We start from the raw sequence: 25,224 nt of genomic DNA, 5'->3' as shown, positions 1-25,224 counted from the left end.
TCCGCATGACGCTATCTGTTACCGAGGTATCGGCCCCTGCCAAGCGCTTCTTGGCTACCCTGCTTCCGCTCGCGCTGCTGGCTGCCCCGCTACCCTTGGCAGCCCAACCGGCGAACAGCGTTGCCGACGACCTGCCACTTGAAGAGATACAAACGTTCGCGGAAGTATTCGAGCGCATCAAACGCGGCTATGTAGAAGAAGTGGATGACCGCACCTTACTGCGCAATGCCATGCGCGGCATGCTCAGCGAGCTAGACCCTCACTCGGCCTATTTAGACGAGGAGGAGTATCAGAGCCTGCGAGAGTCTACCCAGGGCGAGTTTGGCGGTATCGGCATTGAAGTGGGTACCCAGAATGGCCAACTGATGGTCGTCACGCCCATTGATGACACGCCCGCTTCACGGGCGGGTCTGCTGTCTCAGGATATTATCGTCGCCATCGACGGCACCCCCACCGATAGCCTATCGCTGCAGGAAGCCGTCAACTTAATGCGCGGCGAACCCGGCACGCCACTGCGTTTAACTATTTTGCGCTCAGGAGAAGAGTCGCCCCGCGAGTTCACGCTCACCCGTGAAGTGATCCGCAGTGAGAGTGTCAAACATGAAACGCTGGAGCCAGGCTACGGCTACCTGCGTATCAGCCAGTTTCAGTCACGTACTCCCGAGCAGGCGCGGCAAGCGATTGAGCGCATGATGCGCGATCAGCCGTTGGAAGGTTTAATTCTGGATCTGCGTAATAACCCCGGTGGCGTTCTTCAGGCGGCGGTCGGAGTGACGGATCTCTTTCTAGATGAAGGGCTGATTGTGTATACCGAAGGGCGACTCTCGGATACCGAAATGTCGTTTTCTGCCTCTCCGGATACGCCAGCGGGCGACATACCGCTCGTGGTGCTAATCAACAGCGGCAGCGCATCGGCGGCTGAAATTGTCGCAGGCGCTCTGCAAGACCAGCGCCGGGGCGTCATCATGGGCACTGAAAGCTTTGGTAAGGGCTCGGTACAGCAGATCATGCCGTTGGGCAATGGCGAAGGTTTGAAGCTCACTACCGCCCTTTACTACACCCCGAATGGCCGCTCGATTCAGGCGCAAGGCATCGAGCCGGATGTCGAGGTGGTACGCGGCCGTCTGGAAGTCGCGGAAGGGCGTCGTGAAATTCGCGAAGCAGATCTAGACGGCCACTTAAGCAGCCAAGACGATATGCCCCCGGAACGCGCCGCCATGTCTCAGCGGCTGCGCGACGACTACCAGCTCAGCGAAGCCCTTAACCTGCTGAAAGCGCTGAACGTGGTGGATCGCCGCCGCGGCTAGCTAGCGGCACGACGCTGGCAGGCGGCCCCGCTCTCCGGTCGCCTGCCGCATCACCACACGCTTAAGCGGCACGAGCTGGTTCATGCCACTCATCCCCAGGTTGCGCGCCAGCGTAAACACTGGCTGATGGCTGCCAAACAGCACCTTAAAGCCTTTCATTAAGCCCAGCATGGCCGTGTTATCCAAGCGCCGACGGCGCTCATAGCGACTCAACGTGGCCAAGCTACCCCAAGGGGCACCGCGGTGCCATGCCGCCACCACCTCTTCGGCTAATACCGCCGCGTCCATTAATCCCAAATTAACGCCCTGCCCGGCCAGCGGATGAATGCTATGGGCGGCATCGCCTACTAGAGCGAAGTTGGGCTGCACATAATACTGGGCGTGGCGCTGCACCAGCGGAAACCGATAGGCGCTATCCACGGGCATGACATCGCCCAGGCGATGGTCGAAAGCCTCGCCAAGCGCCTGCCCCAGTGCCTCAGCAGAGTAAGCGGTGAGTTCACTGGCATGCTCAGGCGTTGTGGACCACACAATGGAACAGAAGCGATCATCTCCATTGACAGTAAGCGGTAAGAAAGCCAGCGGACGACCACCGATAAAGGCTTGGCGAGCGGTAGCGCCGTGGGACTGTGCGCAGCGCACCGTGGTGACGACCGCCTCTTGCTCCATGGACTCCTCCGCCACCGAGATGCCTGCTAGCGCTCGCAAGGCAGAGCGTGCGCCGTCCGCAGCGATCACCAGCGGCGTTTGTAGCTGCCTACCGTCCTCCAGTACCAGCCAGCGGCCGCTAGCAGTGGTCTGCAGTGCCGATACGCTGACGCCATCGAAGCGTGTCAGGGTCGGCTGCTTGGCAATTTGCTGATTCAACGCGGCCTGCGTGACATCGTTTTCCACAATATGGCCGAGCACGGCGGTGCCCGCTTCGTCCGCAGAGAAGTGAATATGGCCACTACCCTCAGCATCCCACACCTGCATATAACGGTAAGGCGTTACCCTTGCCGCCGCCATGGCAGGCCATACGCCCAAATGCGCGAGCAGCCGTTGGGACACCGGGGTCAGCGCACTAACGCGGGGGGCGGGAATCTCGCCAGCGACGTCATCCAGGCGCAGCGGCGATGCCTTGGCTTCCACCAGCGCCACCTGCATTCCCGCTTCTGCCAGTAGCCCGGCCAGCGCAGCGCCCACCATACCCGCGCCAACAATTACCGCATCGAAACGCGTGACGGGCGGCTTAGCTGCTTGTGATTGCGTTGTCATAACACTCCTTGGCTTGGGTCATTGAGGGCGCTGGATAAGAGCGTCAGCGCTCCAGGCCCATCGCGCGGCGTGCCAAGCCACGGCGCAGCGGGCCAATCAAATTAAGGCCGATCAATCCAGCGCCACGGGCGTGGGGCAACAGCGGCAACGAGTAACCAAACAGCCGCACTAAGCCGTCACTAAAGCGGATCACATTGGCGCGGTCTTGGGCGCGGCGGCGCTCAAACGCCTGCAACGTGTTCATATCTCCCAACCTGCGCTGCTGCTGAGCACCTTGGGAGAGCGCTTCAACCAAATCCATCACCGAGCGCAGCGCTAAATTGAAGCCCTGGCCAGCTACCGGGTGCAACGCATGGGCCGCATTGCCCAGCACGGCTAAGCCGGGGCGCACGGGCTCTTCTGCAGTCACCAGCGAAAGTGGATAGCTAAACCGCTGGCCAACGCGGGTAAAGCGCCCGACTCGGTCGCCAAACGCCTGCTGAAGCTGGCTCAAGAAGGCATGATCCGGTAGCGATAATCGTGCCTGCTCGCTACCGCTGGCATGGGTCCAGACCAGCTCCATAGCCTGCCCCGGCAGTGGCAGCAGCGCGATGGGTCCCTCGGAGGTAAAGCGTTCGTAAGCGATCCCTTGATGGGGCTGGCTAATGCCCACATGGGCAATGACCGCCGTCTGCTCATAGGAGTGACGGCGGCTAGCAATCCCTAGCTGTTCCTTCAGCCCCGAGCGGCCGCCATCGGCCAAAATGGTCAGCGCGGCCGTTAGCTCGCTGCCACCGGAAAGCCGCAAATGGTGGCCGCTGGCCGTGGGAGTCATCTGTGCCACCGTGGCTGGGCAGTGCCACTCGATGGGTAATTGCTGCAGCTTCTGATGCAACACGCGTCCCATCCAAGCGTTGGGTATCACGTGACCCAAGGCAGCGACGCCTAGCTCTTGTGCATTCAGACGCGTCGCGCCCAAACGGCCCCGCTCGCTGATATGAATACGATTAATCGGTGTGGCCTCGACCTGCATCGCTTCCCACACGCCTAGCTGGCGAAAGCGCTGAGCAGAACCCTCGGCAATGGCGCTGGCGCGGGCATCAAAGCTCGGCTGCCACGTCGCTTCCTCGGCGCTCTGCGGTAGCGCATTGGCCTCGATGATGGCGACTCGCCAGCCATAGCGCTCAATCAGCGGTGCCAATGCACAGCCCAAGCTGGCACCTACCAGCCCACCGCCCACAATCACGATGTCATGGGTGGGCGACTGCTGCTGTGCAGGCGTTACCTGTTCTGCCCCATGCATTGGCTTCTCCTCTTCACAATACGCGCTTATATAACGCACTTACACGATAAGCACCTTGGCTAAACGTAATTTCGTAACGTAGTTTACATAAACAAAAAACAGACCGTTTTTGCTGGTTATTTTTTAACCATCAACTGCTCTATTTCATCTATCTGCTTCGGCACGCCATCAGTGAGAATGTCATGCCCCTGTTCGGTGACCACAACGTTATCTTCAATCCGAATGCCGATACCGCGATAGGCAGCGGGAATATCGTCTTCATCAGGGATATAGAGCCCAGGTTCCACGGTAAGCACCATGCCTAGGACAAGCAGGCGAGGCGTCGCTTCGTCCAAGCGGTAGGTGCCCACATCGTGTACATCCAATCCTAACCAGTGGGAAGTGGAATGGAGGTAAAAGCGCCGGTAGCTTTCGTCATCAATGCGCGCCTGAACGTCTCCCTCTAAAAGCCCCAGCTCAATCAGGCCAGCCGTTAGGTCATGCACCACGCCCTGATGGATATCCGCTAGCGTAGCGCCAGGCGCAATGGCATCCACCGCACGCACCTGGGCATCTAACACCACTTGGTAAAGCGCCCGTTGAGCATCATTAAAGCGCCCGCTCACCGGGAAGGTGCGCGTGATGTCTCCTGCGTAGAGATCAAACTCTGCACCGGCGTCAATCAGTACCAGCGCGTCCTCCTCCAGCACATCACTGTTCTCAATATAGTGCAGCACACAGGCATTGGCGCCGCCGCCCACGATCGTGCTGTAGGCAGGCCCGCTAGCGCCGTGCCAAACAAAGGTGTGCTCCAGCTCGGCCTGAAGCTGGTACTCACTTAGCCCGGCTTGGCAGGTGCGCATAGCGCGTACGTGGGCCTGGGCCGAAATGGCCGCTGCGTGACGCAGCAAAGCAATTTCAGGGGGGCTTTTGATTAGGCGCATCTCGTGAATCAGTGGGCGGCTATCCAGCCAGCCTTTCAGTGCGGGCTTGCCCCGGCGCATGCCCGCTTGGGCATGGGCAAGCGCCTCTTCAGCAATGCTAACCGCGTCGGGGTTATCCAGCGGCGCATAGAGTAGCTCGCGGCCATCCAGCAGCTCTGCCAGCAGGTCGTCGCGCTCCGCGTTCTCGAACGCTTGGTCGATACCATGCAGGCTGACAACGCCCTGCGCTCCCAGCCTTCGGCCGGTCCAGGCCTCCATGGTGGGGTCGCGGTCTTGGCAGAACACCACACTTTGGCCCTCTGCGCGGCCTGGCAACAGAACTAGCAGCGCGTCAGGCTCTTGAATGCCGGTTAAGTAATAGAAGTCGCTCTGCTGGCGGAAGGGGTATTCGCTGTCGTGGGAGCGAGTCACTAGCGACGCCCCCGGCACCAGCAGCGCGGCATTGCTCGGCAGTTGCGCCATGAGCGCCTCCCGGCGCTGACGATACTCTTTTGGATGAATAGCAGCGGGGCGAGGCAATAGCGTTGGCATAACGGCTCCTATGCAGACGTGATGGGCGGAAATTAATGAACGGGGGCGTCGGTTTGCTCAACCTGAGGCTTGCCGGGATGCTGTTCGGTGTACAGCAGCATGGCCGCCATTCGGGCATGCTCGGTTAAGGCAAACAGGTCGTTCTCGTTTTCCGTGCTATCGTCGATGTCGGTCTCCATCTGGCCAAGGCCTTCCAAATCATCAATCGCTTCTTTCAGCGTTTGCGACCAGCGCTCCCGAAGGGTGTCATCGGCCACCTCATCCACTACTTCCATAAAGCCAAGCGTCCACTCTTTCAGCCCTTGGGCCTGTTCTGCCAAAGAGAACAGCTCATCGGGAAGTAATGGCGCGTAGTTCAGGTCGCTGGCGCTCAGCGCTTCTAGGGTTTGACGACGCCAGCCCAACAGCCGCTCGGCGCTGGCCGGGTCACGGGGTTGCTCTACCCCCAAACTGATACACACTTCTTCCAGCCACGCCTCGGCCGTCACGTCGCGCAGAGCCAATAAGCCGCACAGCCGTCCATCCAAAAACGCGGGAGACTGCATGCTACCGTGCAACAAAAATACATCCGCTACGTCAGAAAAGTCCTGGCGCTCGTCAATCAATGACATGATTCATGCTCGCTTTATACAGTGTGAAGATAAAACCACGAGGATAGGCGGGCGAGCCTGCGCGTTGACCCCGCACAAGCGGCTCTCTTATAGTGAACCCCGTCTATCCTTCCTATGTAGTGATGTTAACGCATCGGGCCCCTTGCTGGCCCGTGCTGGAGCCATTGATGAGTAACGCAAAGCGGCCAACGAAAGAGATCACCCTACTGGGTCGCAGTTATATGATTGCCTGCGACACGGGCGAAGAAGTCCAGCTTGAACGCGCTGCTCGCTATTTGGACCGCGCCATGCACGGCATTCATGCCCAAAGCAGCGTGCTGGGCAGTGAGCGTATCGCGATTATGGCGGCGCTAAATATTACCCACGAACTGCTGGAAGCGCTGGATGAGCACCGTGCTGGAGAGGCCAGTCTCACCCGCTTAAACGACCGGCTTGAGCGAGCGCTTGCGGGCACTCGGCCACGCAAAGAGCCTTAAACCGCCAATCATCTTTAACCGGCACTTTGGCATTAGCGGCGGCTCTGTTAGGATAGCGATGTTCTCTGGGGTGTACGCCAGTCGTTATAGTCCCTCGAGCCTATGCGCAGTACCCAGGGGGCCAAATGCTAGCCAGACCCGTGTGCATGTCCGTGCGTCGGAAAGCCTGACGGTTTGGCTGCGGCCACCCACCTGAACCAGTAGGTTCAGGGCCAGAACGACAGCGGCATTCTGGGGAACACTCTTTTAATGGCCTACCGCGTTATGACCCACACCACGCCTAGCGATAAGCCTGCATTACGTCGAGAATTAAAACGCCGACGCCGCACTCTCACCGCCGAACAGCAAAAGCAGGCGGCTCTGGCCCTGTGCCAACGCCTAAAACAGCTTCCAGAAATTCGTCGTGCCAAACGGATCAGCCTTTACCTGCCGGTGAATAGTGAAATTGACCCTACACCGTTAATCCCCTGGCTGCGCCAGCGTCGTATTGCTATCTATTTGCCTGTGCTGCGCCCCTTTAGCGCCAATAGCCTTTGGTTTGTTGCCTATCGCGATACCACGCCCATGGTCAAAAACCGCTTTGGCATTGCTGAACCTTGCCCGCGCTTTGCTGCTCACCGGCACAATCGGCTGCCTGCCTGGGCGCTGGATACGCTGATTGTGCCGCTGGTAGGGTTTGATCAATACGCTAACCGGATGGGCATGGGGGGCGGCTTCTATGACCGCAGCTTGGCCTTTATGCGTCGCCCTGGGCCTGCGCCCTCGCTGATTGGCGTGGCTCATGCCTGCCAACAGGTGGATGCCCTGCCAATCGAACCCTGGGATATCCCGCTCAACGCGGTAGTCAGCGATACTGCTGTTGTACGGCCAACCAATGCAGGGCCAACAAAAACGGGCTGATCGCTATGATCAGCCCGTTTTATTGATTCACCTAGCAGGTGCAGCGTCGATACCGTTAGCGCTGTTGTTAACCGTTGGTTAACTCCCCGACAGCGCCTGCGCATATCCAGTGGCTAATACGCCGAGTAAAAACACCACTGTTAACGCCATCACCATATCAGGCTTTCTACGCCGCATGCCTCTTCTCCAACGTGTTTAACAGTTGCCAAATGCCCTTAGTGCGTCACCAAGTTTTTCATTTTGAGAAGATGACCCACTTCACTAATTTCGCTCACGACTATAGGGCCATAAGGGGCTCAATGACAACTGCTAATAGCACTATTTTAACCCCTTAATTAAACGTTTCAACAACACCTCTCCACCTAGCAGCTCTGGCATGCACCGTTAGTAAGCACTTACATAGTGTTACGCCATAAAGAGCCGGTAAGCGGGGTTATCACTCTCTTGCCAGTAGCGGTAGCCAATCGCGTCTAAATACTCCGCAACATGGGTACGATCTTCACTGGGCACCTGCATGCCCACCAGAACGCGGCCATAGGCAGCCCCGTGGTTACGATAGTGAAACAGCGAAATGTTCCAGTCGTGTGGCAGCTGAGTTAAGAAGTTCATCAATGCGCCAGGACGTTCAGGAAACTCGAAGCGATAAAGCTCCTCTTCAAAACGTTCGCTGGGGCGGCCACCGCTTAAGTGACGAATATGCAGTTTCGCCAACTCGTTATCGGTTAAGTCTTCTACCTGATAACCGCCCTCACGCAGTTTATCAATTACTGCTTGGCGATCTTCCCCACCTGGCTTGACCTGCACACCCACAAAGATATGCGCTTCGCTATCATCGGCGTAGCGGTAACTAAATTCGGTGACCATACGCTTGCCCAGCGTGCGGCAGAATTTCTTAAAGCTGCCGGGTTTTTCTGCAATGGTGACGGCCAGAATGGCTTCGCGCTGCTCACCCAACTCGGTGCGCTCGGCAATATGCTGCAGGCGATCAAAATTGGTATTAGCCCCGGAATTAATGCACAGCAGTGTCTCGCCTTCCGCGCCATTTTGCTGCACGTATTTTTTAAGGCCCGCCAACGAGAGCGCACCGGAGGTTTCTGCCACGGCGCGGGTATCTTCAAAAATATCTTTCACCGCAGCACACATTTCATCGGTATTGACGGTGATCACATCGTCGATCAGGTCACGCACCAGGGAGAACGGTACTTCGCCAATTTGCGCCACCGCAACGCCTTCGGCAAAGACGCCTACCTGATCCAGCACCACGCGCTCACCGGCTTCCAGCGCAGCTTTCAAGCAGGCGCTATCCTCCGCTTCCACACCGATGATTTTGATATCCGGGCGAAGGTACTTCACATAGGCAGCCACCCCGGCAATCAGCCCGCCGCCGCCTACGGGGATAAAAATCGCATCTAACCGGCCACTGTGCTGGCGCAGAATCTCAACGCCAATGGTGCCTTGGCCTGCCACTACGTCGATATCGTCAAACGGCGGAATATAGGTGTAGCCGTGCTCTTTGATCAGCTCCTGGGCATGCTCGGCGGCGGCGGCAAAGGCATCGCCTTTTAGCACCACTTTCGCCCCACGGGCACGCACCGCCTGAACCTTGATGTCTGGGGTGATGCGCGGCATAACGATGACCGCTTTCACGCCCATCAGCTTAGCCGCCATGGCCAGACCCTGGGCGTGGTTGCCCGCCGAGGCAGCGATAACGCCTTTGGCTTTCTGCTCTTCTGTTAGCTGAGCCATTTTGTTGTAGGCCCCGCGAATTTTGAACGAGAACACCGGCTGTAAATCTTCGCGTTTAATCAAAATCTGGTTGTTGAAACGACGCGACAAAAAGGGAGCGGGAGAAATAGGCGTCTCACAAGCGGCTTCATAAACGCGGGCTTGGAGGATCTTTTTGACGGTTGCTTCGAGCATGCTGACATCCCAGAAAAATGACGTGACCCTGACGGGTGCGAGAACAAAACCTTTATTGGTAGCAGATTACGACTGGCAACGTCTAGCGGCGTTTCCATCGGCAGCCAGCGCTTAGGTCGTTATACTAAGGGGCGACTGCCTCTCCTGATACTGGAACCATCATGACACAAGATGAACTAAAAGCCGCCGTGGCGGATGCCGCCATTCGCGAAATAGAGCCTCACCTGAATAAAGACACGGTGCTGGGCATTGGCACTGGCTCGACAGCCAATCTGTTTATTGACCGTTTAGGCCCTCTGCGCGATCGGTTCAAGGGAGCGGTTGCCAGCTCAGAAGCCAGTGCCCAGCGCCTTAAGGCCTTGGGTATTGAGGTATTTGAACTGAACCATGTGGGCGACGTACCTTTCTACATCGATGGTGCGGACGAAGTAAATGCTCACTTACATATGATCAAAGGCGGCGGCGCAGCGCTGACCCGAGAAAAGATTGTGGCCGCTTGCGCCAAACGCTTTATCTGTATCGCCGATGGTTCCAAATACGTGGCGCAGCTAGGCCGCTTTCCGCTGCCGGTGGAGGTGATTCCCATGGCGCGCTCCTACGTTGCTCGGGAGTTGGTCAAGCTGGGAGCAGAGCCCGTGTATCGCCAAGGGGTGGTGACCGATAACGGCAACCATATCATCGACTGCTTTAATTTTATGATTGATGATCCGGTCGCCATGGAAGCGCGCATTAACAGCATCGTCGGCGTTGTTACCAACGGCCTGTTTGCCGCACGCGGCGCCGACGTACTGCTGCTGGGCAAGGCTAATGGCGTAGAGCGGACGGCGCTATAAGTAGCGGCCAAGCCCATCCAGCGTTCGCAAAAGCGCCCCGCGATGGGCTTCGATCACCGTCTGCCCTGCCTCACCCGCCTGCCGAGCACGCTGAGGGTAGGCGATATACTCTGCCAGGGTGCTTGCAAGCGCTTCTGGAGAATCAACCACGGTCAGCGCCTTGGCCGCTAACAGCGGCTCGGCAACATCGCTGAAGTTCTCCAGCGACGGCCCACACAGCACGGGCTTACCCAGTGCGGCAGGCTCCAATACGTTGTGCCCGCCCAGCGGCACCAAGCTTCCGCCTACGTAAGCCACGCTCCCCGCGCCGTACAGCGCCGCCAGTTCGCCCAATGTATCGCCCAGGTAAATCTGGGTGGCGGGTGTAACGGGTTGCTGCTCGCTACGGCGGCTAATCTCCCAGCCCTCGCGCTCGCACAGTGCCGCCACCTCGTCAAAGCGCTGAGGGTGGCGAGGCACCAGCACCAGCAGCGCGTCTGGAAAGCGTTTCAGCAACTGCCGGTGGGCCGTGAGCAGCAGCGCTTCTTCCCCATCGCGGGTCGAGCCCGCGACCCAGACGGGCCGCCCTCCCCAAGCCTGAAGTAAGCGTTCACTTTCCGCCAACGCCTTCTCAGGCAGTGCTTGTTCAAATTTCAGCGACCCCACTACGGTGGTGGATTCAGCCGCACACCCCAGTGCTTGAAAGCGCTCAGCGTCTTCTGACGATTTGGCGGCAAGCCATGTCACGTTGGCTAAGGCGCTGTGCATCAGCGGGCGAAGACGCTGGTAGCGGGCAAACGCGCGGGGCGATAGTCGGCCGTTGACCACTGCAACAGGCACCGCTTGCCGGTGGCAGGCGTGAAGCAGATTCGGCCACAGCTCGGTTTCAAACAGGATGGCAAGCTCAGGCTGTACGCGGGCCACAAAGCGCTTGGCCGCGCCGGGGAAATCCAGAGGAAGAAAACGGTGGGTAAGACGACGCTGATCGGTAGCGCTCTGCTCTGCGATCAGCGCCAGCGCCTGCTGGGCGCCGGTGGCGGTCATGGTGGTCAGCAGCAGGCGATGGTGAGGAAACCGCGCTAGCAGCCCTTCGATCAGCGGACGGGCTGCGCGTACCTCGCCTACCGAGGCACAGTGCAGCCAAATGCGCGGCGCGGGCGGCAGTGGTTCAAGGCGTGTCCCCAACCGCTGGAGCCGCGAGTAAGTGGGTACTTGCTCACGCCAGATGCGCCAGCCAATCAGCGGCGCTAGCCCATACAGCACCGCCGAATAGGCCAATCGCGGCCAGCGGGATAGCACCATTAACTTTCGCGATCCAGAATCGAGCTGATCATCGCCGAGGTGGACACACCGTCTTCAAAGCCCAGCACTTTCACCTCGCCACCGTTGGCAATCACGGCGCTGCCGCCAGCGATATCCTCGGGGCGGTAGTCGCCGCCTTTGACCAGGATATCCGGCAGTACTTGCTCAATCAGTGCAGCGGGCGTGTCGTCACTAAATGGCACGACCCAATCCACCGCGCCGAGCCCGGCCAGCACTTGCATCCGCCGGTTCAGCGGGTTGATGGGGCGCTTTGGCCCTTTTAAGCGACCAATGGAGGCGTCGTCGTTCACCGCCACAATCAGTCGGTCGCCTAGGCGCTTGGCCTGCTCTAAGTAACCCACGTGGCCCGCATGCAGAATATCGAAGCAGCCGTTGGTCATCACCACGCGCTCGCCGCGGCGCTGCGCGGCACGCACAGCCTCCACCAATGCTGCCTGCGTAATCACGCCAAATTCGGCCAGCTTGTCGCCGTGCAGCGCGGTGTAGAGCTCAGCAATCGAGAGCGTGGCGGTGCCCGGCTTGGCCACCACTAAGCCCGCGCCGAGGTTCGCCAGCATCATTGCTTCCGGCAGCGAGTGGCCAGCGGCTAGCGCTAGTCCCATCAGACCAATCACGGTGTCACCGGCACCGGTCACATCGAACACTTCCTGAGCACGGGTGGGCAGGTGCAGCGGAGCGTGGCCTTCACGAATTAGCGTCATGCCCTTTTCGCTGCGGGTAATCAACAGCGCTTCGAGTTCTAGCTCAGCACGCAGCGCTTCGCCTCGCTCGGCCAGTATGGCATCGGTGGCGCATGGGCCTGCCACGGCTTCAAACTCGGTTAAGTTGGGGGTAATCAGGCTGGCCCCCCGGTACTTGGTGAAGTCTTGGCCCTTGGGGTCGATCAGCACTCGCTTGCCATGGTGGCGAGCCATCTCGATCAGCCGCTCCACTTGGTTGAGCGTGCCCTTGCCGTAGTCCGATAAAATCACCACGTCGCACTCAGGCAGGGCTTGCTCAACCTGTGCCAGCAGGCCGCTGGTATCGACACTGTCGAGGCGCTGCTCAAAGTCGAGGCGCAGCAACTGCTGGTTACGGCTCATCACGCGCAGCTTAGTAATCGTCGGAACGTCTGGGCTGCGCTGAAAGTAAGTGCTTACATTGGATCCAGCCAAGCGCTTGGTGAGCAGCTCGGCATTTTCATCCTCGCCCACGACCCCCGCCAGCGCCGCATGGCCGCCTAAGGACGCCACGTTAAGCGCTACGTTGGCCGCGCCACCGGGGCGGTCATCGGCATCTTCCACGCGTACCACGGGCACCGGCGCTTCCGGGGAGATCCGCGAGGTGCCGCCGTGCCAGTAGCGGTCGAGCATGACGTCGCCTACCACCAGTACGCGGGCATGTTCCAGGGCGGTTAAATCAACTTTCATCCGAGGGTCCTGTTGTGGTCTGCGCTGCGGTATGCGCCAGCAGCGCGTCTAGCTTGGCAATCACATCGTCAGCCTTGATCAAGTCCATGGCATCGGCATGGCGTACTCGCTGCCCCCAGCTCACCTCGTCCACCGATTTATGCAGGTAGGTGCGTACCGCATCGGGGTAGGCATTGACGGCAAAATCACGCCACAAGTAGGGCGCGGCCCGCTGGGGATTGGTGGTGGCGTAAAGGCCAAGCGTTGGTGTGCCCATGGCGTTGCCCATATGAGCCGGGCCAGTATCCGGCGCAATCACCGCGCGTGCGTTATCGATCAGCGCCAATACGCCCTTCAACGAGGTGCCGCCAATGGCGTTGATCACACTTCCTGACTGGCAGAGCGCTTCGATATGGTCACCCATTTCCCGCTCAAGCGGGCTGCCGCCACCGGTGAGTACGCTCTTAAGACCGTGCTGCACCCACGCGTGTTCAATCACGCTGGCGTAGCCTTCCACCGACCAGTTGCGGAAGTTGCGCAAACGCGCGTTGCTACAAGGGTTAATCACTAAATAAGGGGCATCGCCACTAATAGCGCGGGCTTCCTCATAGGCCACTGTGGGCACGGCGAGATTCCACTCTAGGCGGTCGTCTTCGACGCCCAGTAAACGGGCGAAGTCCATGAATGACTCCAGCACGTGGGCGTTGGCATGGGGCGCTAGCTGGTGTTGGGTAAACCAGTGCTGGGCGTCCTTGGCACGGGCTTTGTCATACCCGACGCGCACATTGGCTTTAAGCCCGAGCGAGAGCACGCTGGCGCGAATGGCCTGCTGCATATGCAGCAGCACATCGAAGCGGGTATCCGCCAGTTCGCGCCAGATAGCGCGCATGCCGGAGAGCCCCGTCGATTTGTCGTAAACAACAAACTCGACCCCAGAAAGCCCCGCCAGTAAACTGTGCTCCCCCTTGCCGATAATCCAGGTAATGCGCGCGTTCGGCCACTGACGCTGCAGCGCTCGCACCGTGGGCACGAGATTGCATGCGTCTCCCAACGCGGAGAGGCGCAAAATGGCAATATGGTTTGGTTGAGCAGGCAGAGAGGGCTTCATGCGCTTAGCGGCACTCCAGCAGAAAAATGGGCTGATTCTACATGATGCTGACAGTTTAAGTGACGCCTGCGCATCACACCAACTGTCCTCCCCTACTCACCCCTTGAGCACGGCGCTGTTTGAAGCGGCGTATTGGCGAGCGCGTCACTTGGTGGTCGGCGAAGCGCCGGGCCGTGGTAGCAGTTTGTTCCTGCAAGCACGCGACGACGAACAGTGGGTGCTGCGGCCCTACCAACGCGGCGGTCTGATCGCCAAACTTAGTCAGCAACGCTATATATGGCTGGGGGTCGAGCGCACCCGAGCGTTTCGTGAAGTGCGCTTGACCGCCGCGCTGTATGAGCAAGGCCTCCCCGTGCCGCGCCCGGTGGCCTGTTGCGTCACACGGTTTGGGCTGACCTATGAGGCGGCACTGCTGACCGTGCGCATTCCCGGCGCTCGGGCACTGGCCTCATTACTGAGTGCTGGCGAGGCTGATGAGGCGCTATTAAAGCGCGTTGGCGCAATGATCAAGCGTTTTCATCAAGCGGGCCTGGACCACGTGGACCTCAACGCCCGCAACATTCTGGTGGATGAAGCAGGTAAGCCCTGGCTGATCGATCTCGACCGCTGCCGCCTGCGCCCGCCAGGCAAGTGGCAGGCAAGTAACCTGCAGCGGCTGGAGCGCTCGGTGGTGAAGTTTGCCCCTGGCCAGGTGGAAAATCTGATGGCGCCGCTTTACGCAGGCTATGCCGACACTGAGTAGATCTCCATTAAGCGCTTCACGTGCTGCTTGTTACTGAAGTGCTCCTCGACGCGCCGCCGCGCGGCACGCCCCATGGCTTGACGTGTGGCCGCATCACGAATGAGCGTGTCCATGGCATCGCGCCAGGCGGGCACGTCAAACGGGCCTACCAACACGCCGGAATCAGCATCCACTAGCTCCGGCAACGACCCGGTATTCGAGCCAATGATCGGCATCCCACAGGCCATGGATTCGATGATGGTCAGGCCGAACGCTTCGTTTTCTGACGGAATACACACCACATCCAGCACGGGCAAAATATCCGTCAGGTCACTGCGATGCCCTAGAAAGGTGATTTTATCCGCCAGCGGCGTGCCCGCGATGGTGCGCTGCAGCTCGGCATAGAACGCTTCCACGCCACCTGACGCATAGTCAGTGCCACCGATAGAGAGCGCATAAAAATGAAGCGTGGGGTCAAGCGCTAGCAGCGCGTTTACCCAGACGTCCTGGCCTTTGCCAGGCGTCACCCGGCCCGGAAGCCCGATGAGCACCGCGTCTGCCGGGACACCCAGCGCTTCACGCTTAGCCGTAATGGCAGCGGGGTCACCATTGGGCTGGTACTTATCGACATCGACTCCGTGGGGCAAGCAAATCACCCGCTCCTGGGGAAGCGGTAAATTGCGGATATTGCGCTGATACGTTGCTTGGCTAATAGACAGCACACGATCAACGCTGCCATAGGCAACACGGTGATAGGGGCTTTTTTTAGGGCGCTGCCCGCCCACGTGATCTATATAAATTATTCTTAGCTTCGGTAGCAGCGCTTTTAACAGGGTGGTGAGGCGTAGATCACTCGATTTATGGCAGTGAATGACGGAGATGTTTTCCTCCTTCAACCAGCGACGTATCGACAGCAGGTTGACCAGCGCCTGCCCGTTGCTCGCAAAGGCCTTATACGGCACTCCGTTGCGCTGCATGTAAGTTTCTACCTTGGTGTCTTTCAGGCAGATGCCGAGGACTTCCCAACCTTCCGCCAGCAGGTCTTCTATCACCCGGTCTACGTATAGCTCCATTCCGCCTTTACCATCGGAAAGACACAGTTGCAGTACCTTATTTGCCATCGCTTGCCCTACCTAGCCGCCCACTGTTAAACAATCCTTACAATCTCTTGTAGTATACAGGCTGCTATTAACGGGGCCTAAATCATGGCGCAGAGACTGCTTGTCGTGCGTAACGACAAAATCGGCGATTTTATGTTGGCGTGGCCAGCCTTGGCGTGTTTGAAACAGGCATCGCCTGCGCCCCACGTCACGGTGCTGGTGCCCGCTTATACGGCCCCGTTAGCCAAGGCGTGCCCATGGGTAGATGAGGTCATTATCGACCCCGGCAGCCAAGCCGATAAAGCGGCGCAGCAGGCGCTATTGTTTCACGTGAAACAATCGAAATTCGATGCACTGCTAACGCTATTCTCGACGCCGCGCATTGGCTGGCTAGGCATGAAAGCAGGCATTCCGCTGCGCGTTGCCCCGGCGACCAAGTGGGCGCAGGTGTTATATAACGTGCGGGTACGCCAGCGCCGCTCACAGTCAGCAAAGCCGGAGTACCAGTACAACGTCGATTTGGCCTGTGAACTGCTGGCTCGCCTTTCGCTAACGCTTTCCACCCTGCCCTCGCCCCCCTTCTGGCCGCTAGATGGTGCGCAACGTTATGAACAGCGCCAAATGTTGGTCAAAGACTCTTCAGAGCACGTGGTGGTGGTTCATCCTGGCAGCGGCGGCTCGGCTGTGAACCTATCGGTAGCGCAGTACGCCGCACTGATCACTCAAGTGCACCAGCAGTGCCAGCACCTGCCACTACGCTGGCTGATCAGCGCTGGCCCCAGTGAGCAGCCTCAGGCACAAGACTTGAGGGAGCAGCTTGCCAAACAGGGCGTTGCAGCAGACCACTTCCCCAGCACCGCAGGTGTCGATGCCTTTGCCCTACAGCTTGGCGGAGCGGACATGCTGATTGCCGGTTCAACCGGCCCGCTGCATATCGCAGGCTGCCTGGACATCGCTACAGCGGGCTTTTATCCCGCCAAGCGCTCAGCCACGCCACTGCGCTGGCAAACCTGCAACAGGGCGGAAAAGCGCCTGGCGTTTAGCCCGCCTTCAGGCGCCGACCAGCAGGACATGACCGCCATCGATCTCAACGCGGCAGCCGAACAGATCTCAGCGCTGCTTCTCGGAGGTCTGCGTACGAACCCACAGATCGGCGTACTTAGCGAAGGTTGAGTGAGCGGACAGCAGTGCTAACAACAAGCCCTGTTTGCCATCTTTAAACCCCGCCTTAAGCACATACATTTTGAGAAAGCAGGCCAGCCCGTGGCTAATGCCCTGCCATAGCGTGGCCGTTTTACCCTGGGCGGCGCGCTGCTCTGCCCAGGCCTGGGCGTAATGTGCCGATTTTTCAAGATAGTGGCGCAGGTCGCGGTAGGTATAGTGAAGCAGGTCGCCGGATAACGGCTTTTCAGCCAGCCCGGCTTCTACCACCAGCTTTTCATGCACCAGCGAAGCGTTATAGCCCGCCTGGCGTTTCGGGTAGAGGCGCAGCACGCGGTCTGGGTACCAGCCAGAGTGGCGAATAAAGCGGCCAAAGCACCAAGATAGCCGGCTCACGCTGTAGGCAGCAGGCGGCTGCTGAATGGCAGCTTGAATGCTGTCGCGCAGTTCAGGCGTTACGCGCTCATCGGCATCGACCATTAAAATCCACTCGCCGTTTGCCAGGGCTTCTGCCCGCTGGCGCTGAATACCAAAGCCTTGCCAGTCGGCGTTGACGCTCACATTCTGGGTGAACTCTCGCGCAATCGCGCACGTCTCATCCTGGCTACCCGCATCGAGCACCACGATTTCGTCGGCCCAGGTCAGCGTTTCCAGGCACTCACGTAAATGGTGCGCTTCGTTTTTGACAATTAACACAGCGGAAATAGACACGGTTCACCTTTGCCCACTCGGTTTAAGACCCATGGTGCTCATTACCATAGCTCGTTTAGTTGCATGCTAACACGGCCACGGCGCGCGACTTTTGATAAGCTGAACCACTCATTTAGCACGTTCTGAAAAGGGATACAGGATGCCCCCCTTAAGGTCACTCAAACTTACCCCCTGGCTGCCTCTGGTTGTGATTGGCCTCAGCCTCGGCTATGCCGTCACTGTGCTAACTCGCCTGCCCTGGTGGACACTCTTTTTAATCGCAGCCGTGTGGATTGGGGTCGGCCTAAAACTGCGTTGGGGTGCGCCACTTAATGCACGCTATCGGCACATGTGGCCGTGGTCACTTGCCCCGCTTAGCCTATTTAGCATCTATGTCTATTTGGCCGATAGCTTTGGCAACGTTGATCTAGGCGCAGTTTTTTTTCACCTTCAAGCAGGCATGGCAGAGCACGGCGGGGCTGGGAAAATGCTGCTGGCGCTCACCTATACCTTAATGGTATTGGCGGTGCTGGCATCCGTTACGTGGCTGTCGCGCCACGACCAGCGCTGGCGATTAACCGAGCGCTTCTTTGCCATTACTCTGCTGGCGGCTAACCCGCTGCTTTATGGCATCGGCCAGCGCAGTGCTGCCATTGTGACTGACGATGGCGCGTGGCTAGACCGCCGCTATGTGTCACCGCCTACCGGCGACCAGCCTGATGCCCCCAACCTACTGCTGCTCTATTTAGAAAGCTTGGAACGTACCTATAGCAACGAGCTGTTTGGCGACGCTTATGCCGATTTAACCGCGTTAGGTGAGCGCGGTCTGGTATTTGAAGGCATTCACCAAATGGAGAATACCGGCTGGACCATGGCCGGGATGATCGCCAGCCAGTGCGGCGTGCCGCTCATGCCCGCAGGCCTGCTACACGATAGCCAGTTCGAGCCGCTTTCCAAGGTAGTACCCGGTGTTGACTGCCTGGGAGATGTGTTGGCTGAACAAGGCTATCGGCTTAGCTTTTTGGGCGGTGCCAGCACGCAGTTTGCCGGGAAGGGACTTTTCTATCGCGGCCACCAGTTCAATACCGTGAAAGGCAAAGAGGAGCTGCTGCCTGAACTTGATGACCCAGAGTATGTGAATAGCTGGGGGCTGTATGACGATACGCTATACGACTTTACTGCCGACGAAATACGCCGTTTGAATGAAGAGGACAACGGCCCTTGGGCCGTAGTCAACCTCAACATTGCAGGTCACGCCCCCAGTGGATTCCCTTCGCAAACCTGCCAGGACCGCCAGGGCGAATTCGATGGTCAGGATATTCTCTATTCGGTGGAGTGCTCCGCCCGCCAGGCGCGAGACTTTATTGAGCAATTAGAACAAGAGGGGCTGCTGGAAAACACCCTGGTTGTGGTCCTCAGTGATCACCTCACCATGCGCGTATCGGTATGGGATCAGCTCACCGCGCTGGATCGCGACAATACGCTCATCATGCTAGGTGATGGCATTCGACCACAGCGGGTACGTAGAGGCGCCACCATGCTAGATGTGTTTCCCACGATTCTGGATGCCATGGGCCTGCCACTGAATGATAACCGCGCCGGGTTAGGCGCATCACTGCTCAGCAGCCAGCCCACCCTAGTGGAGATCCACGGGCTTGAGGCACTGAACGAGCGGCTGCGGGAAGAGACCGCTCTACAGCACCGCCTCTGGGAAGGCCTTGCACCTCAACGACGTGAACCAGCAGAGAGCATCACAGAGCAGGTCACCGAGACACCCGCTGATCAGGCCACAGAGGTGGAAATTATGCGTTGACGATGACGCCGTTAGCGTCGTGTCGATCAGCACGCATCGCCTGATATACCCGCTCAACATCTAACTCATTTAAACAGTTCGTGTGACCTAGAGGACAGGTTCGCTGAAAACACGGCGAACAGGAGAGCCCGAGATAATGAATGGCCGCATTATTGGTCAGCGGAGGCGTGTAGACAGGTGATGAGGAGCCGTAAAGCGCATGGATACGCACGCCAACGGCGGCTGCCACATGCATCAGGCCAGAATCGTTAGTGACCACTTGGCGGCAGTCGGCTAGCAAATCCACGGCATCGGCCAGTTGGGTTTTCCCGCATAAATTATGCGCATGCGGCAGGCCTTTCACGATGGCCTGCCCTGCCGCATGGTCCTTCGCTCCGCCCAGCACCCTTACTTCAAAGCCCTCTTTGATCAGCCTTGCTGCAAGTTGATGAAAGTACGCCAGCGGCCACTGCTTGGCGGGGCCATACTCTGCGCCTGGCATCATGCCAATCGCAGGGCGCGACGAAAGCGCATGGGTAAGACGCAGATTCACCAGGTTGTCGCGGTCGATGGTGAGCCGCGGCTTGGGAATCGTGAACTGCCCGCTTTGTGCCTCTTCCAACGGCAGCCCCAGCGATACAAACCGTTTGACGGTTTGGTCCAGCACCTGCTTGTCTAATTTGCGGCGCTCTTTTAATAAGCCGTAGCGATGCTCTCCTAGAAAGCCCACCCGTTCAGGAATGCGTGCCATAAAGGGCACCAGCGCCGCTTTCCAGGAGCGCGGCAGCACGATGGCACGATCAAAGCGGCCCCGTAGCCGAGCCGCCAGCTCGCGGCGACTGGCTAGCCCAAACTCACCGTGGCCCACCGCCAACGGCAGTACTTCATCCACTTCCGGCATTCGCTCAAGAATCGGCTGAGACCAAGCGGGGGCGACCACCCCTAAGGTGGCATTTGGGTAGCGTGCTTTAAGGGTCATAAACAGGCTCTGTGCCATGACCATATCGCCTACCCAGGAGGGGCCTACTACCAGCAGTCGCTTGGCAGAGTTAGCCATTTAGCCACTCCAAGTACGCCTTAACGCCCTGGGCGACGGTTTTAAACTCCACGTCGCAGCCAGACGCCCGCAGGTTGCTAATATCAGCACGGGTGTAGCTCTGGTAGCGCCCTTTCAGCTCTTGGGGGAAGGGAATGTAGTCGATTTCGCCCTGGCCATAGAAGTCGATGACCGCTTCGCCAATGGCCTTGAACGGCTCGGCGCGGCCGGTGCCCAAGTTGAAAATTCCCGACGCACTGGGGTTATCCAGGAACCAGAGGTTTACATCGACCACATCGCCCACGTAAACAAAATCACGGCTCTGCATGCCCGCCTCGTAGCCGCCGTAAGCACCGAACAGCTTCAGCGTTTCGCCGTTACGGATCTGCAGGTGGTTGTGGTACGCCACGCTGGCCATCTTGCCTTTATGCTGCTCTCGCGGCCCGTAAACGTTGAAGTAGCGGAAGCCCACCACCTGCGTAGTCAGCTCGTTCCAGCGCGAGCGCACGTGCTGATCAAACAGCAGCTTGGAGTAGCCGTACACGTTGAGCGGCTTTTCATGCTCCGGTGCTTCCTTGAACACCTCGCTGCCGCCGTAGGTCGCCGCTGACGATGCGTACAGAAAAGGGATGCCCAGTTTTTCACAGTAGTTGAGCAGCACTTTGGAGTACTCGAAGTTATTTTCCATCATGTAGTGGCCGTCCCACTCGGTCGTATCCGAGCAAGCACCTTCATGGAAAATCGCATCGATGGTGGGTAAATCCACCGTTTCACCGCGCAGCGCTGCTTTCACGCGGGCAATAAAATCATCTTTATCCAGGTAGTCGGCGAGAGTGCAGTCCGCCAAATTGACAAACTTAGTACCATCACGCAGGTCGTCGACCACCATTACATCATCACGGCCACGAGCATTTAGCGCTTTGACAATATTGGCGCCGATAAACCCGGCTCCGCCTGTTACAACGATCATCTCGTTCTCCTTACCAAAAGCGGCTCTTTGGCTAACGTGCCTATAACCCATCTGCCTGTGATTGTATACTTGACGGCTTATGAATTCATGGCCAACGGTGCTTTCCGCGATGAGTGTTTCGACAAACCAATCGACACCCGATGTGTCGACCTTTCAAGGCTTGATCCTTGCTCTGCAACAGTACTGGGCAGAACAGGGCTGCGTCATCCTCCAGCCCCTCGATATGGAAGTCGGCGCGGGCACCTTCCACCCTGCCACCTTCCTGCGGGCGATTGGCCCAGAAACCTGGAACGCTGCCTACGTTCAGCCTTCCCGCCGCCCAACCGACGGCCGCTACGGCGAAAACCCTAACCGCCTGCAGCACTACTACCAGTTCCAGGTGGTGATGAAGCCCTCCCCCAGCAACCTACAGGATCTTTACCTAGGTTCGTTGAAGCGTTTAGGGCTTGACCCGCTGATCCACGACGTGCGCTTCGTGGAAGACAACTGGGAGTCCCCCACTTTAGGTGCCTGGGGTCTTGGTTGGGAAGTATGGCTCAACGGCATGGAAGTGACTCAGTTCACCTACTTCCAGCAGGCGGGCGGCATCGAGTGCTACCCCGTCACCGGCGAGCTGACCTACGGGCTTGAGCGTATCGCCATGTACCTGCAGAACGTCGATAGCGTTTACGACCTGGTATGGGCCATCGCGCCGGACGGCAGCAAAGTGAGTTACGGCGATGTCTACCTGCAAAACGAGCGCGAGCAGTCGGCGTATAACTTTGAGCACGCCGATGTGGATCAGCTCTTCGCGGCGTTTGATCACCAGGAAAAAGAGTGCAGCAAACTCTTGGCCGCAAGCCTGCCGCTGCCCGCTTACGAGCAGGTGCTTAAAGCGTCTCATACGTTCAACCTGCTGGATGCCCGCCACGCGATCTCCGTCACGGAACGTCAGCGCTTCATCCTGCGCGTACGCACCATGGCGCGTGACGTCGCTACCGCCTACTTCGAGTCTCGTAAAGCAGCAGGCTTCCCCATGGCCCCCGAGGCCCTGCGCCGCGAACTGTTACAAGAATCACTCGCCGACCAGGGAGACGCATAATGGCCGTTGATACGCTTTTATTAGAACTGGGCGCAGAAGAGCTTCCGCCGACCGCGCTGGACGCGCTTTCAGACGCCTTTGCTGCCGGCATTGAAAAAGGCCTACAGGAAGCCGAGATTCCCTTCCAAGCGGTGACCGCCTACGCCACGCCGCGCCGCTTAGCCGTACAAGTCACCGGGCTTGCCGACAAGCAGCCAGACCGTGAAGTAGAGCGCCGTGGCCCCGCCCTGGCCGCCGCGTTTAAAGACGGCACCCCCACCAAAGCGGCAGAAGGCTTTGCCCGCTCCTGCGGTGTCAGCGTGGATGATCTGATCCATCTGGAAACCGATAAGGGCACCTGGCTTGGCTACCGCGAACAGCAGCAGGGTGACAGCGTTCAAGCGCTACTGCCTGAGATGGTACGTAAAACACTACAGTCGCTGCCGGTACCCAAGAACATGCGCTGGGGTGCTTCCCGCGTTGAGTTCTCCCGCCCGGTTCACTGGTTGGTAGCACTGTACGGTAGCCAAGTTGTTGCCGCCGAAGCCCTTGGCCTTCAAGCCAGCCGTACCACCTACGGCCATCGTTTCCACGCGCCGGATGCAATTCAACTTGAGCATGCCGACGACTATCTAGCAGCCCTGGAAAATGCCTACGTATTGTCAGACCGCCAGCGTCGCCGGGAGCGTATTCGTGAGCAGGTGCTCGCCGAGGCCGAGGTTCAGGAAGCCAACGCCGTCATTGATGAGGACCTGCTGGTAGAAGTCAGCGGTTTGGTGGAGTGGCCTGTCGCACTGACCGGCAGCTTCGACGAGCGCTTTTTGGAAGTGCCCGCGGAGTGCTTGATCTCCTCCATGAAGGCCAACCAGAAGTACTTCCACCTGCTGGATGATCAGGGCAAGCTGAAGCCGCTGTTCATCACTATCTCGAACATCGAGAGCCAAGACCCTGATCAAGTGATCTCCGGCAATGAAAAGGTCATTCGTCCACGCTTGGCGGATGCGGCCTTCTTCTACGACACCGACCGCAAGCACACGCTGGCCTCGCGCATTCCACAACTAGAAAGCGTGGTCTTCCAGCAGCAGCTGGGCACGCTGGCGGACAAAGCCCGCCGTAGCACGGCCATTGCGACCTTTATCGCTGAGCGTATTCACGGCGATGTGTCCCACGCGCAGCGTGCCGCGGCACTGGCAAAATGTGACCTCGTTACCGAGATGGTGCTCGAATTCCCAGAGCTCCAGGGCATCATGGGCCGCTACTACGCCGAGCAGGATGGCGAGCCTGCGGAAGTCGCCCAGGCGTTAGAAGAGCAATACCTGCCCCGCTTTGCCAGCGATGCGATTCCGCAAAGCCTGACCGGCCAAGCGCTGGCACTAGCAGATCGCCTGGATACCCTGGTGGGCATCTTCGGTATCGGCCAGCGCCCGACTGGCGCGAAAGACCCCTTCGCCCTGCGCCGCGCCTCCATTGGCGTGCTGAACATTCTGGTGAAAGGTGAGCTGAACCTCGACTTGCGTGAACTGCTGCAAGTGGCGGCTGATCAGCACCAGAACCTGCCGAAAGCCGACGGCCTGGTAGAAGACGTACTGACGTATATGCTCGACCGCTTCCGCGCTTGGGGTCAGGAAGAGGGCATCTCTGCAGAGATGTACCTCGCGGTTCGCGCCCGCCCGGTCACCAAGCCGCTGGATTTCGCGCGTCGCTTACGCGCCGTCAAAGCATTTGCTCAACGTGAAGAAGCCGCAGCCCTGGCCGCTGCCAACAAGCGCGTTTCCAACATCCTGAGCAAGCAGGAGCATGATGGCAGCACTCAGGTAGAAGCTTCGCTTCTTCAAGAAGCGGCGGAAAAAGCGCTGTTTGAAGCGGTCACGGCTAGCCAGCAGCAGGTGGCTCCGCTGTTTGCAGCAGGTGATTATCAGCAGGCGCTAGACGCGCTTGCCACGCTGCGCGAGCCGGTCGATGCGTTCTTTGATCAGGTTATGGTCATGGCGGATGACGATGCCATTCGCCGTAACCGCCTTGCCCTGCTTGCCAGCCTGCAGGCGCTGTTCCTGGAAGTGGCCGATATCTCTCAGCTACCCCAGTGACACGATGAGTGTTTAGAGCGTCGACTGCTCTGAAGGCGCAACCGATAGCCCGGCTTTTGATAAGCCGGGCTTTTTATTGAGGGCACGATTGTTTCACGTGAAACACTCGCTCATTCGCGCTTCAGGGCTTACGCTAATGTTGATGTTTTTGCCCACCGCATTAAGAGGAGCCCCATGATTACTGCTCAGCAGCTTGTGATACTGGATCGCGATGGCGTGATTAATCACGACTCGGATGCTTATATCAAATCCCTTGCCGAATGGATCCCCTACCCTTTTGCCATTAGCGCGATTGCCCGCCTTACCCAGGCAGGCTTTACCGTGGCAGTGGCTACTAATCAATCCGGCATCGCCCGTGGCTTCTACGATGAAACCACGCTGAACGCTATGAATGAGCGCTTACATGGGCTGGTGGAAGCGGAAGGCGGCCAAATTGCCCATATCGCTTACTGCCCTCACGGCCCCGATGATCAGTGCGGCTGCCGAAAACCGCTTCCTGGGCTATTTACCGAGATACAGGACAAACTAACGCTTTCCAGTCTGAAAGGCAGTTGGATGGTGGGCGATAGCCTACGCGACCTGCAAGCGGGTGAATCGGTGGGGTGCCGTAGCGTTCTCGTGAAAACGGGTAAAGGGGAAAAGACTCTCGCAAAAGGGGACGGGCTAGAGCATGCCTTGGTCTACGCTGATTTAGCTGCCTTTGTTGACGACTTAATCGCAGGTGCCTTGGACTAACCTTTCCACAATTTTCATGCTGGCCTTGAACACC

The 25,224-nt window shown here is 58.6% G+C and carries 22 protein-coding genes and 1 other RNA gene; 11 read left to right on the top strand and 12 right to left on the bottom strand.

Translation table 11 applies throughout. The annotated features are described in order from the left end of the window. Nucleotides 1-5: 5 nt before the first annotated feature. The gene (locus ACIGG6_RS00925; RefSeq protein WP_399841331.1) at nucleotides 6-1,307 is read left to right on the top strand and encodes a S41 family peptidase; all 1,302 of its coding nucleotides are present in this window, start codon (nucleotides 6-8) and stop codon (nucleotides 1,305-1,307) included. Here ACIGG6_RS00925 and ACIGG6_RS00920 read toward each other — a convergent pair whose 3' ends face one another. The 4 genes from ACIGG6_RS00920 to ACIGG6_RS00905 all read right to left on the bottom strand — a co-directional run bounded on the left by ACIGG6_RS00920 (nucleotide 1,308) and on the right by ACIGG6_RS00905 (nucleotide 5,911). Then, nucleotides 1,308-2,564, bottom strand: coding sequence for a UbiH/UbiF/VisC/COQ6 family ubiquinone biosynthesis hydroxylase (locus ACIGG6_RS00920; protein ID WP_399841328.1), 1,257 nt, complete (start codon nucleotides 2,562-2,564; stop codon nucleotides 1,308-1,310). 43 nt (nucleotides 2,565-2,607) lie between these two features. Beyond that, entirely contained in the window at nucleotides 2,608-3,846 is a 1,239-nt protein-coding gene (gene ubiH / locus ACIGG6_RS00915) for a 2-octaprenyl-6-methoxyphenyl hydroxylase (RefSeq protein ID WP_399841325.1), read from the bottom strand. Nucleotides 3,847-3,962: 116 nt separating this feature from the next. Then, nucleotides 3,963-5,300, bottom strand: a complete 1,338-nt coding sequence (gene pepP / locus ACIGG6_RS00910) for a Xaa-Pro aminopeptidase (protein WP_399841324.1) — start codon at nucleotides 5,298-5,300, stop codon at nucleotides 3,963-3,965. Between the two features lie 32 nt (nucleotides 5,301-5,332). Next, on the bottom strand, nucleotides 5,333-5,911 hold the full coding sequence (locus tag ACIGG6_RS00905; RefSeq protein ID WP_399841320.1) for a UPF0149 family protein: 579 nt from the start codon (nucleotides 5,909-5,911) through the stop codon (nucleotides 5,333-5,335). Between the two features lie 167 nt (nucleotides 5,912-6,078). Here ACIGG6_RS00905 and ACIGG6_RS00900 point away from each other — a divergent pair, with 167 nt between their 5' ends. The 3 genes from ACIGG6_RS00900 (at nucleotide 6,079) to ACIGG6_RS00890 (ending at nucleotide 7,287) form a co-directional block, all read left to right on the top strand. Next, the gene (locus ACIGG6_RS00900; protein WP_399841319.1) at nucleotides 6,079-6,387 is read left to right on the top strand and encodes a cell division protein ZapA; all 309 of its coding nucleotides are present in this window, start codon (nucleotides 6,079-6,081) and stop codon (nucleotides 6,385-6,387) included. Nucleotides 6,388-6,446: 59 nt separating this feature from the next. Next, nucleotides 6,447-6,629, top strand: a non-coding RNA gene (gene ssrS / locus ACIGG6_RS00895) — 6S RNA. A gap of 7 nt (nucleotides 6,630-6,636) precedes the next feature. Next, a complete protein-coding gene (locus ACIGG6_RS00890; RefSeq protein ID WP_399841317.1) occupies nucleotides 6,637-7,287 on the top strand; it encodes a 5-formyltetrahydrofolate cyclo-ligase in 651 nt (216 codons plus the stop codon). A 405-nt stretch (nucleotides 7,288-7,692) separates the two neighbouring features. On the opposite strand, the gene ilvA is transcribed toward ACIGG6_RS00890, so the two are convergent. After that, nucleotides 7,693-9,207, bottom strand: a complete 1,515-nt coding sequence (gene ilvA, locus ACIGG6_RS00885) for a threonine ammonia-lyase, biosynthetic (RefSeq protein WP_399841315.1) — start codon at nucleotides 9,205-9,207, stop codon at nucleotides 7,693-7,695. Nucleotides 9,208-9,368: 161 nt separating this feature from the next. On the opposite strand from ilvA, the gene rpiA reads away from it, so the two are divergent. Beyond that, nucleotides 9,369-10,040 (top strand): ribose-5-phosphate isomerase RpiA, encoded by a 672-nt coding sequence (gene rpiA / locus ACIGG6_RS00880; RefSeq protein ID WP_399841313.1) that lies wholly within the window; start codon nucleotides 9,369-9,371, stop codon nucleotides 10,038-10,040. On the opposite strand, the gene waaA is transcribed toward rpiA, so the two are convergent. The 3 genes from waaA to ACIGG6_RS00865 are packed head-to-tail and all read right to left on the bottom strand — an operon-like array spanning nucleotide 10,035 to nucleotide 13,838. Beyond that, nucleotides 10,035-11,321 carry a lipid IV(A) 3-deoxy-D-manno-octulosonic acid transferase gene (gene waaA, locus ACIGG6_RS00875; protein ID WP_399841311.1) on the bottom strand — a complete coding sequence of 429 codons (1,287 nt, stop codon included), beginning with the start codon at nucleotides 11,319-11,321 and terminating at the stop codon, nucleotides 10,035-10,037. The genes rpiA and waaA overlap by 6 nt on opposite strands. Continuing rightward, nucleotides 11,321-12,751: a bifunctional D-glycero-beta-D-manno-heptose-7-phosphate kinase/D-glycero-beta-D-manno-heptose 1-phosphate adenylyltransferase HldE gene (gene hldE / locus ACIGG6_RS00870; RefSeq protein ID WP_399841310.1), complete on the bottom strand. Its 1,431-nt coding sequence runs from the start codon at nucleotides 12,749-12,751 to the stop codon at nucleotides 11,321-11,323. The genes waaA and hldE overlap by 1 nt, the downstream gene beginning before the upstream one ends. Further along, on the bottom strand, nucleotides 12,741-13,838 hold the full coding sequence (locus ACIGG6_RS00865) for a glycosyltransferase family 9 protein (RefSeq protein WP_399841309.1): 1,098 nt from the start codon (nucleotides 13,836-13,838) through the stop codon (nucleotides 12,741-12,743). The genes hldE and ACIGG6_RS00865 overlap by 11 nt, the downstream gene beginning before the upstream one ends. Here ACIGG6_RS00865 and ACIGG6_RS00860 point away from each other — a divergent pair. Next, complete coding sequence (locus tag ACIGG6_RS00860) at nucleotides 13,837-14,580, top strand: 3-deoxy-D-manno-octulosonic acid kinase (RefSeq protein ID WP_399841306.1); 744 nt, start codon at nucleotides 13,837-13,839, stop codon at nucleotides 14,578-14,580. The two genes, ACIGG6_RS00865 and ACIGG6_RS00860, sit on opposite strands and share 2 nt — an antisense overlap. Here the strand turns inward: ACIGG6_RS00860 and ACIGG6_RS00855 are convergent. Next, nucleotides 14,562-15,680, bottom strand: coding sequence for a glycosyltransferase family 4 protein (locus ACIGG6_RS00855; protein ID WP_399841304.1), 1,119 nt, complete (start codon nucleotides 15,678-15,680; stop codon nucleotides 14,562-14,564). The genes ACIGG6_RS00860 and ACIGG6_RS00855 overlap by 19 nt on opposite strands. 84 nt (nucleotides 15,681-15,764) lie before the next feature. On the opposite strand from ACIGG6_RS00855, the gene ACIGG6_RS00850 reads away from it, so the two are divergent. Further along, nucleotides 15,765-16,832, top strand: a complete 1,068-nt coding sequence (locus tag ACIGG6_RS00850) for a glycosyltransferase family 9 protein (protein WP_399841301.1) — start codon at nucleotides 15,765-15,767, stop codon at nucleotides 16,830-16,832. Here the strand turns inward: ACIGG6_RS00850 and ACIGG6_RS00845 are convergent. Continuing rightward, entirely contained in the window at nucleotides 16,770-17,531 is a 762-nt protein-coding gene (locus ACIGG6_RS00845) for a glycosyltransferase family 2 protein (protein WP_399841300.1), read from the bottom strand. The two genes, ACIGG6_RS00850 and ACIGG6_RS00845, sit on opposite strands and share 63 nt — an antisense overlap. A gap of 139 nt (nucleotides 17,532-17,670) precedes the next feature. Here ACIGG6_RS00845 and ACIGG6_RS00840 point away from each other — a divergent pair, with 139 nt between their 5' ends. Then, nucleotides 17,671-19,323 carry a sulfatase-like hydrolase/transferase gene (locus tag ACIGG6_RS00840; RefSeq protein ID WP_399841298.1) on the top strand — a complete coding sequence of 551 codons (1,653 nt, stop codon included), beginning with the start codon at nucleotides 17,671-17,673 and terminating at the stop codon, nucleotides 19,321-19,323. On the opposite strand, the gene waaF is transcribed toward ACIGG6_RS00840, so the two are convergent. Both waaF and rfaD read right to left on the bottom strand, forming a co-directional pair. Continuing rightward, a complete protein-coding gene (gene waaF, locus ACIGG6_RS00835; RefSeq protein ID WP_399841296.1) occupies nucleotides 19,313-20,359 on the bottom strand; it encodes a lipopolysaccharide heptosyltransferase II in 1,047 nt (348 codons plus the stop codon). The genes ACIGG6_RS00840 and waaF overlap by 11 nt on opposite strands. Further along, entirely contained in the window at nucleotides 20,352-21,308 is a 957-nt protein-coding gene (rfaD, locus tag ACIGG6_RS00830; protein WP_399841294.1) for an ADP-glyceromanno-heptose 6-epimerase, read from the bottom strand. Before rfaD ends, waaF begins: the two co-directional genes overlap by 8 nt. A gap of 109 nt (nucleotides 21,309-21,417) precedes the next feature. On the opposite strand from rfaD, the gene glyQ reads away from it, so the two are divergent. The 3 genes from glyQ to gmhB all read left to right on the top strand — a co-directional run bounded on the left by glyQ (nucleotide 21,418) and on the right by gmhB (nucleotide 25,190). Next, entirely contained in the window at nucleotides 21,418-22,389 is a 972-nt protein-coding gene (gene glyQ, locus ACIGG6_RS00825; RefSeq protein ID WP_188639509.1) for a glycine--tRNA ligase subunit alpha, read from the top strand. Then, nucleotides 22,389-24,455 (top strand): glycine--tRNA ligase subunit beta, encoded by a 2,067-nt coding sequence (gene glyS, locus ACIGG6_RS00820; RefSeq protein WP_399841290.1) that lies wholly within the window; start codon nucleotides 22,389-22,391, stop codon nucleotides 24,453-24,455. Before glyQ ends, glyS begins: the two co-directional genes overlap by 1 nt. Before the next feature lie 174 nt (nucleotides 24,456-24,629). Beyond that, nucleotides 24,630-25,190 carry a D-glycero-beta-D-manno-heptose 1,7-bisphosphate 7-phosphatase gene (gmhB, locus tag ACIGG6_RS00815; RefSeq protein ID WP_399841287.1) on the top strand — a complete coding sequence of 187 codons (561 nt, stop codon included), beginning with the start codon at nucleotides 24,630-24,632 and terminating at the stop codon, nucleotides 25,188-25,190. Nucleotides 25,191-25,224: the final 34 nt, after the last annotated feature.

It is taken from the genome of Vreelandella lionensis, assembly GCF_044543515.1.
GTDB lineage: Bacteria > Pseudomonadota > Gammaproteobacteria > Pseudomonadales > Halomonadaceae > Vreelandella > Vreelandella lionensis.
The sequence above is the reverse complement of the archived record's forward strand: the minus strand, read 5'-3'. Positions and strand labels throughout refer to the sequence as shown.